Origin of the sequence: Rhizobium sp. 2YAF20, assembly GCF_052114685.1 — a bacterium.
Taxonomy (GTDB): domain Bacteria; phylum Pseudomonadota; class Alphaproteobacteria; order Rhizobiales; family Rhizobiaceae; genus Rhizobium.
The window spans coordinates 1-8,050 of sequence record NZ_JBFRFF010000082.1; the positions used below are offsets into that span (position 1 = coordinate 1).

Sequence of the window (8,050 nt, forward strand, 5' to 3'; positions counted from 1 at the left end):
CCGCTGAGCGTAATGGCGTTTCCGGCGCCGATCGTCAGATCGCCTTGCGCGACGGCATTGGCGTTCACATTGTTCGTGGCATTGGCGGTGATGGTGCCGGCGGCCAGTAGGCTGTTGGCGGAGATATCACCGGCCGTGGCACTCAGCGTCAGGTCACCCACTTGGCCGAGGATGACGTCGCCGGTCGCCGATTGGTTTGTCGCGGCGAAATCGACACCTGCGACAACGACATTGCCGCTGATATCCGAGCCGGTGATCGAGACATCGCTTGCACCGAGCAACTGGCCGTTGATCTTCACCGCGCCGGGTCGGGCGGTAGAACCGATCCCGACGGTGCCATGGCTGGTGATGTTGCCCGCAGTGAACGCGCTCGCCACGACATCGCCGCGATCACCATAGGTGACGCTGAGGTTGCCGGCGACGATCAGCGTGTCGGTGACAGCACTTGTGGCATTGATCGTCAGGTCGCCGCTCGGCCCGAGCGCGAGGGCGCCGCTCGGGGATTGCGCGGTGGCGGCAAAATCGACGCCTGTGATGACCTGGTGGGCGTTGACGGTCTGGCCGGAGAGCGAGACGTTGTTTGCGGCAAGGATCTGGTTGGTGACCGCAACGCCATTGCCGGCGGCAAGGGTGATATCGCCATGGCTGGTGACGGAGGCGGCATTGATATCGGCGGCGGTCGCGGCGAGGGTGCCGGCTGAAAGGATCGTCTGCGCGCTGATGTCGGCCGAGGCGGTGAGCGCCATATCGCCGGACGGCGCCAGCACGATGTTACCGCTATTGGCATTGGTGGCGGCAAAATCAACGCCGGAGATCAGCACCGGCGCGCTGATACTACCGCCGCTGAGCGTAAGATTGCCGGCGGCAATGATCTGGTTGGTGACATCGACGTTGCCGATGACGTCGACCTTGCCGTGGCTGGTAATGCTGTCGGCTGCAAGATTGGCTGCCTTCGCCGTGACGTCGCCGGCGGAAAGAATCGTACCGGCCGCGATATTGCCGGTCGCGGTCAGGTTCATGGCGCCGGACGAACTCAATACGATATTGCCGCCAGCGGCGTCCGTTGCTGCTAGATCGACGCCGGAAGCCAGGAGGCCCGCATTGAGGCTGGCGCCTTCAACGGAGAGGTTACCAGCAGACAGCACATGTCCGCCGACATCGAGACTGGCTTTAAGATCGACGTCACCGTGGCTGGTGATGTCATCTGCCTTGAACCCGGCGGCTTGCGCGGTGAGATCGCCCGCAGACAACAGTGTGCCGATGGTGACATTGCCCGTGGAGGTCAACGAAACATCACCACTTGACGTCTGGACAATATTGCCGCCCGCTGCCGCCGTCGCCGTGAAATCGACGCCGGACACCACTGCGCCGGCGTTGATGCTGGAGCCGGAGAGGCTGATATCGTTTGCACCAAGGATCTGACCATTGACATCGACGCCACCGCTTGCGCCGGAAAGCGCTATGTCCTTGTGGCCGGTAATGGCATCGGCTGCGATCGTCGCCGCGCTGGCATCGATGGTGCCAGCAGCCTGGATTGTCGAGGCTGCGGCGGCGCCGCTGACCGATACCTTGAGATCGCCGCCCGGCGAAAGCACGATATTGCCGCCGGAGGCATTGGTGGCGTTAAAGTCGATACCGGCGACGAGCGTCTGCGCTGACACACTCTGGCCGGTGATCAGCACATTGCCGGAGCCGAGAACCTGGCCGCTGACCGTGGTGGCACCATCGAGTGCCAGATCACCATGGGCGGTGACGCTATCGGCCGTAATTGTCGCGCCAGTGGCGCTGAGCGCGCCGGCAGACAGCAGCGTCCCGACGTCGAGCCCGGCGGTCGCCGCAAGCGAAAGATCGGCGGTTCCGGTGGTCGCAGGGCCAAGGACGATGCTACCGCCCGCCGCATTGGTGGCGTCGATGTCGACGCCGGAGACGATGGCGTCGGCGGCAATGCTTGGCCCCGTGACGCTGACATTGCCGGCGCCAAGGATCTGGCCGCTAACGGTGGTAGCGCCGGAAAGCGTGGTGTCCTTGTGGCCAGTAATCGTATCGCCGCTGATGGCCGAACCGGTGACGAAGAGGTCGCCGGCGGCGAGAATGGTGGAGGCGTCTATCGTACCGGCGGCGGCAACGGTCATGTCGCCGGTCTGTCCGAGGATGATGTTGCCACCGGCGGCATCGGTGGCGGCGAAATCGACGCCGGAAATCAGGCCGCCGGCGGCGACATGATTGCCGCCGGTGACGCTGAGATTGCCGGCCGACAGCACCTGGCCATCGACGTCGAGGCTGCCCTGGATGGCGGTAGCGGCATGGCTAGTAATGTCCTTCGACTGCAGGTCGGTTGCCTGCACGGTCAGGCTGCCCGCGGCATTGAGACTATCGACAGTGGCGATGCCGGAGGCATAAAGCGCGATGTCGCCGCTGGCCGTCTGGACGATGCTGCCGCCAGCCGCTTCGGTCCCGGCAAAGTCCACGCCGGAGATGATGGCGCCAGCTTGAATGCCGGCGCCGGCCAGGCTGATGTCACGGCCACCAAGAATCTGTCCGCTCAAACTGGTGGTGGCGTTGATGTCGATGGTGCCATGGGCGGTGAGGCTTTGTGCCGTCAGTGTGGCGGCATCGAGCGATGTCTTGCCGGACGACAGCAGGTTGGTGGCGTTGATTGCGCCGCCGGTTGCAGTCAGCTGGAGGTCGCCGCCATTGGCAAGGATGGTGTTGCCGTTCGGATCGGCCTGAGTGGCGGCAATACCGAGACCGGCAACGACCATGCCGGTCGAGATCGAGCGGCCAGTGGCCGTCAGATTGCCTTCAGCGAACACATTGCCGGAAACGGCGATATCTAGGCCGGCAGTGAGGCCGATATTGTTGTAGCTCAAGAGCGAAGCGGCCGAGATCGAGCCGGATGTCGCGGTGATCGTCAGCGCACCATGGCTATTGGCAGCCCCTGTAATCCTGATATCGCCGCTGGAGGTGGAAAGCGTCGCAGCACCGCTGCCCGCCGTAACGCTGCCGGCGGCAATACCGGCAGCAGAACTCAGCTGCAGATTGGCGGCACTGTTGACATCGGCGGCAACGCTCAGAAGTCCGCTGCCGCTCGACAGTACGATATCGTCATCGGCGGCGACCGATTGCAGCGTGATGCCCTGGTCGGCAGCGACACTCACTTTCGACCTGGATGTCACCTTTGCCGCCGTCACCTTCGACTTCGAGGCGATGCTGACGCCTTGGCTTCCCGAAACATTGCCGATCGAGATCTTGCCGTCGGCCGACAGTGACAGTTCGCCGGCATTGGCGGCCATGTCGCCGGCCATGTTGACGCCGGCGCCCTTCTCGGTGACGACGATCTTGATGCGGTCGGCCTGCATGGCGCCGAGTGCCGAGCCATCGATGGCATATTCCGGCGTGCCCGAGGTTGCCGTCAGCGCCGTCGCCTCGCCGGTGGCATAATCATATTTGCTGGCGCCACCCGTCAGCCGCAGGGTTTTGCCGTAAATTGGAGCATTGACGTGAATGTTGCGGGAGACGACGTCGAACAGGTCGACGGCGCCGGGCCCGGAAGCGAAGTTGCCGCCTGCTCCTTCGAACGTCACATCGCCGCCATTGACGGTGAAGCCGGTCAGGCTTCCGTCGGCACCGATATCGGGCACACCTGTGGTCAGCGTCGCGTGCGGCGTGTTGATGAAACCGCAACCACTGCAAGTGATCCCGTTAGGATTAGCGATCACTACATCGGCTCTGCCACCAAAAACTTCCGTCGGCCCGTTCAGTGCCGAACGGTTGCCGCTCGTTACCTCGTTTAAGATGACGGAGGCAGGGTTGGAATTATTGAGGTTCGGATTGCCCGGCGTGACGCCGCCGAGATTGGACGTGCCGACCTCGCCCTTGTAGTTGTTGAGTATCAGCCCCGGCGTACCAACATTGAAGTCCGAAAATTTGTTGTGTGACAGGCCGGCCGCGTTCGGGGTGACGATATCGATCAGTGGCACGCCGTTGGGAGCCGCACCAATACCCGGCTGGTTGGCGGCAGGGGCGGTGGTGCTTGCCGAGACCGACTGGGCATTGGCRATSGCCGGCTGCAGCAACAGAAGGGCRCTGAGGATGACGGCAAGCGATTGCTGTCCGAAGCGCACGAGCCGATGAATGGCGTTTCCTGATTGCTGCTTTGGATGTTTGCCCACGATACGTTCGCCCTTCTGAGGTCGGGCTACGTCCGCGGCTCTCGCCCAAACATCTAGCCTATATCTCGCCTCGCCCAGGCCGCGTCATGCGGCACATATTGATGATTTTTCTTGATCGACTTATCGGCGCCCGTCAATCTCTGCACGGATATGGAGAGCTTACTTAGGGGAAGTTCGCGTAAATTTGGTAAAGACCGTGTGAATTGTACACCAAAACCTATAAGCAATGTTGATAAAACACGCATAGAGGATAGTTTATCGCAGGTGCTTCAGGTCTTGCGGCGCGGCGATGGTGGACGCGCCACGACGCGATGATCGAGCACGAAACCGGGGCCCTGGTCGTGCAGAACGCCGGACAGACGGCATAAACGTCCGCAGGCGTCGCAACGGCAAAGGCGGACGCCGCTATCCGAAGCAAAGCCGCGATAATGCATCTGATCGGCCACCCCGCAATGCGGGCACACGATATCAGGTCGGATCTCCATGCCCAGCCGAACCTTTGCGTCCCAGTGGCCGGACGGGTCAAGTTGCAATATCCATTGCCGCGTGCGCTTGATCCAGCGGGTGACCGATACCGGCTTGACACCAAGGATCGCGGCTGCGTCCGTGACTGGCCGTTGCTGCGACAACAGCCGGATGAACTGCGGCAAGTTGTGGAACTTCAGCCTCGACAACGGCGTGCCGGTCGTGCGGCGGAAATGCACGTCGCAGGCGACGCACCGAAACACCGGCAGGACCGGTTTTGGATCGGCCGCGCGCGCGCTCAGGACCGTCTCACCGCCTCCGCAATGCGGACAGCGTCGCGGTGCTTCCGAGAGCGACAGTATCTCATCGAACTGCCCCTGCAGCCAGGCGGTCAACGCCTTGTCTTCCGAATCGGGAATTGGCCGATAGTGCCCCATCCGCGGCATCATCGGGTCGAATACACGTTTCGGGGGGACCGTTGTCGTCATGTCAATCTCATTGTCGGGGCAACAGAAGGGCCTTTAGGCGTTGCACAATGGGCAGCTTGTTCGTCGGACGGATTGCTTCCACGGGCCCAGCAAGCGTCACCTTTGCGAGTAGCTCTCTAGCAGCAGCTTCTGCGACTGCAAGATAGTCCTCATCACTCTTACAATCTTCGAAGCGAAACCAGCTCTCGGTCCCGCCTGACACGTAGTTTTCCTGCAGTCGTTTTCGCTGCTTGGGAGCCAAGTTCCAAGCTGTCGAATTCTTCAATTCGATCGTTTTGCCCCAGTGGGTTGTAAAATTGGGACCTATGTGCAGGGCGATTTCGATCACAAACCCGCCTGGCCTGTACGGGATCGATCATGCTCATTAGGGCTTGGCTAAAGGTACTCCCGATTTTGATAACGACTTGATGGCCTTCTCAGCGTCTGCATCACCTTGATCGGCGGCCTTGCGAAACCAAGCCAAGGCCTGACCATAATCCTGGTCGCAAGCGTCATATCGTCGTCGACACGCTCGGCCTGATGGTGGGGCTCGTCGTTCACAGCGCGGATATTCAAGACCGCGATGGTGCCGCGGCTGTTCTCAAAACCATCCTCAAACGCTGGCCCTGGCTCAGGCACATCTTTGCTGATGGCGGGTATGCCGGTCCGAAATTGACGGGCGCATTGCGCGAGGTCGCGACGTTCACACTCCAGGTCGTCAAGCGAACCGACAAGACAAAGGGCTTCGAAGTGCTGCCGCGTCGCTGGGTCGTGGAGCGCACCTTCGCCTGGCTTGGTAGATGCAGGCGATTGGCCAAGGACTGGGAGAAATCAATCGCCTCCGCTGAAGCCTGGTTGCTCATCGCCCACATCCGCATCCTTACCCGGAGGCTCTCAAGGTATTATGTCTATTGAACTCTTTTCGAGTCGGGCTCTTAAATAGCGAATAGATATCGTTAAAACTTGCACAGCTGTATTATTCTTTGCCACACGTCTTGCAGATAATCCAATGGCTTCAGCAGGGAGGCCACAGTGGCAATTAGCAAGGACGATCGGGAGATACTAGACAACGTTGGCAGTTCCACTTGGAAGGGCGTCGCCGACCGACTTAACCGCACCGGCATTTGTACTGAGTTCGATGTCTCTTTCCTGTCGAAGGACTTTATCCGCAGGGTGGAGAGAAGCGTAAAAGTGCGCCTACGTAAACAGGGCTACCAGGGCCGTGCGCTTATCTATATCGAAACCAATGTTGGTGGAGTGAATGGCTACGCCTTCTATTCGGTAGAAAGTCTGAGCCGGAGAGATGCACAACATCACCTCGAGGCGAGCATCCGCAGTCGCGACAGTTGAAGTAGCGAGGATACGTTGTTCGATGCGAGTCACCAGCTGGCGCTTGAAGACGAGCTCTCGAAGGCAAAATCGTTCCACATGGACGGATTTGGGCGTAATCCGCACTGGGAGGATGCCGAAATGGTTTCGGCGGTTCTCCACGATTTCTTTCGCGACCACTATTGCCTGACAGCTTCTTCGGCGGGAATGCACCGCTTTTGAGCAATAAGATTTGCCCACAATCGAATCCTCCGTTTGGAAAGCTCGAATATCCCAAGCCAAAATTGAGAATATCTCGAGCGCCACCTCATCAGCTTCGGGCCGACTGGGCCGGCGTGGCCTGGTGCTCGTCCGGGGACGCGTATAGAGGATCAGAGCCAACAGGTCTGGCCGTCGAGCTCCTCGAAGGTCGGGCTTATTTTCTGACGATCCCGGCTCGTCTTGGTTCAATCAATCTGGTTTCCTACGATCACACTAGAGTTTCGTTAGCACTTCGTGTCATCAATCAATATTTACTTACTAGCAAGCGCAGAGTTGGGACTCCAGCGTTGAATTTCGTATCAGTGATTTATTCACATCACAGCAGGTTGGCCTGGGCCGCCCTTCGTTAGGCATCCGGGAACAACGTTGCATAAATCCTGCATCGATTTACCGGCCGCGCCGCTCGGGGGAACAATGACAATCGGCTCCTTACCGTCCTTGGTGGGAGTGGCGCTGCTCGTTTTGACCGGTGGACTAGGTCTAGGTTTTTCGGCAGCCCTGAAGTAACTGTAGCCGCCTTTTGATAGATCCGCGGTCATGATGTTCTTGAACTGTATGACGACAGTGTTGCCTCGGTTCCCGTTTGAGACCAACGAATCGGACAAACCCGCTGTCAGGTTTCCCGCTGTCAATGGCGCCGCTACATTGAGCGTGGCGCCGCGCGTGTTGGTGGAGCTTGCCGCGACCACGAACGTGACTGTAGCGCTATCGGCCATCAGGCCAACTTTCGGCTGATCTTTGTATTCGTTCTGAAGACTGTGAAGAGACGTAGCGACTTGGTTCACGGCTTCACCGAGCGTAATGTCGGTCGGCTTAGCGACCTCGGTGGGCGTCGACGCGCAACCGGTCATACAGATGACTACGGATGCAGAAACACAGGCAGCTTTAAACATGACCTTCCCCTCAAGGTTGTTGGCGCGGTCATAACCGCACCACAGTAAGGAAGAGTCAATAAGGGCGCCGAAGCGCCCCTAGTAGCGCGTTTTCTTGGTTTGAATCATATCAAGCCTCGACGAGCTCGTAGGACCAAGTATGGATGACGGGGTGGTTATTGACGTCGTCGATACCGGCCATGATGCGTTCCCTGAGCTCGTGCTTTGAACTCACCCGGATGTGGCGCAGGACGGAGCGGGCGAACTTGGAGAAGAAGCCCTCGATGAGGTTAAGCCAGGAGCCGTGTTTAGGGGTGAAGGTAAATTCGAAGCGGCCTGCCGGTTGTTTATCGAGCCAGGCTTTGGTTTCTTTCGAGATGTGTGCGGAATGATTGTCGAGGATCAACCTGATCGCGGTGCCGGCCGGATAGGCGGCATCGAGCAGCTTGAGGAATTCGATGAACTCGCGGCTGCGGTGGCGGTC

6 protein-coding genes and 1 pseudogene are annotated in these 8,050 nt (G+C 59.7%); 3 read left to right on the forward strand and 4 right to left on the reverse strand.

Features of this window, described 5'->3' with window-relative positions; translation table 11 throughout:
• Both AB4Z52_RS35330 and AB4Z52_RS35335 read right to left on the reverse strand, forming a co-directional pair.
• On the reverse strand, nucleotides 1-4,172 hold a 4,172-nt coding region (locus AB4Z52_RS35330; protein ID WP_442222478.1), incomplete at its 3' end, for a two-partner secretion domain-containing protein.
• A gap of 269 nt (nucleotides 4,173-4,441) precedes the next feature.
• Nucleotides 4,442-5,125: a DUF746 domain-containing protein gene (locus AB4Z52_RS35335; protein WP_442222479.1), complete on the reverse strand. Its 684-nt coding sequence runs from the start codon at nucleotides 5,123-5,125 to the stop codon at nucleotides 4,442-4,444.
• Nucleotides 5,126-5,605: 480 nt separating this feature from the next.
• Here AB4Z52_RS35335 and AB4Z52_RS35340 point away from each other — a divergent pair.
• The 3 genes and pseudogenes from AB4Z52_RS35340 to AB4Z52_RS35350 all read left to right on the forward strand — a co-directional run.
• Nucleotides 5,606-6,019, forward strand: a pseudogene (locus AB4Z52_RS35340) (IS5 family transposase); the annotation flags it as partial.
• Nucleotides 6,020-6,136: 117 nt separating this feature from the next.
• Entirely contained in the window at nucleotides 6,137-6,454 is a 318-nt protein-coding gene (locus AB4Z52_RS35345) for a hypothetical protein (RefSeq protein WP_442222480.1), read from the forward strand.
• 15 nt (nucleotides 6,455-6,469) lie between these two features.
• Nucleotides 6,470-6,655: a hypothetical protein gene (locus AB4Z52_RS35350; protein WP_442222481.1), complete on the forward strand. Its 186-nt coding sequence runs from the start codon at nucleotides 6,470-6,472 to the stop codon at nucleotides 6,653-6,655.
• Between the two features lie 350 nt (nucleotides 6,656-7,005).
• Here the strand turns inward: AB4Z52_RS35350 and AB4Z52_RS35355 are convergent, their stop codons facing one another.
• Complete coding sequence (locus tag AB4Z52_RS35355) at nucleotides 7,006-7,587, reverse strand: hypothetical protein (protein ID WP_442222482.1); 582 nt, start codon at nucleotides 7,585-7,587, stop codon at nucleotides 7,006-7,008.
• A gap of 109 nt (nucleotides 7,588-7,696) precedes the next feature.
• Nucleotides 7,697-8,050, reverse strand: a 354-nt coding sequence (locus tag AB4Z52_RS35360) for a transposase (RefSeq protein WP_442222483.1), incomplete at its 5' end; no start/stop codon positions are given.

What these genes read in the sequence shown, in the direction of transcription:
- AB4Z52_RS35335 (WP_442222479.1), bottom strand. Translation starts at nt 5,125, where the DNA reads ATGACGACAACGGTCCCCCCGAAACGTGTATTCGACCCGATGATGCCG.
- AB4Z52_RS35355 (WP_442222482.1), bottom strand. Translation starts at nt 7,587, where the DNA reads ATGTTTAAAGCTGCCTGTGTTTCTGCATCCGTAGTCATCTGTATGACC.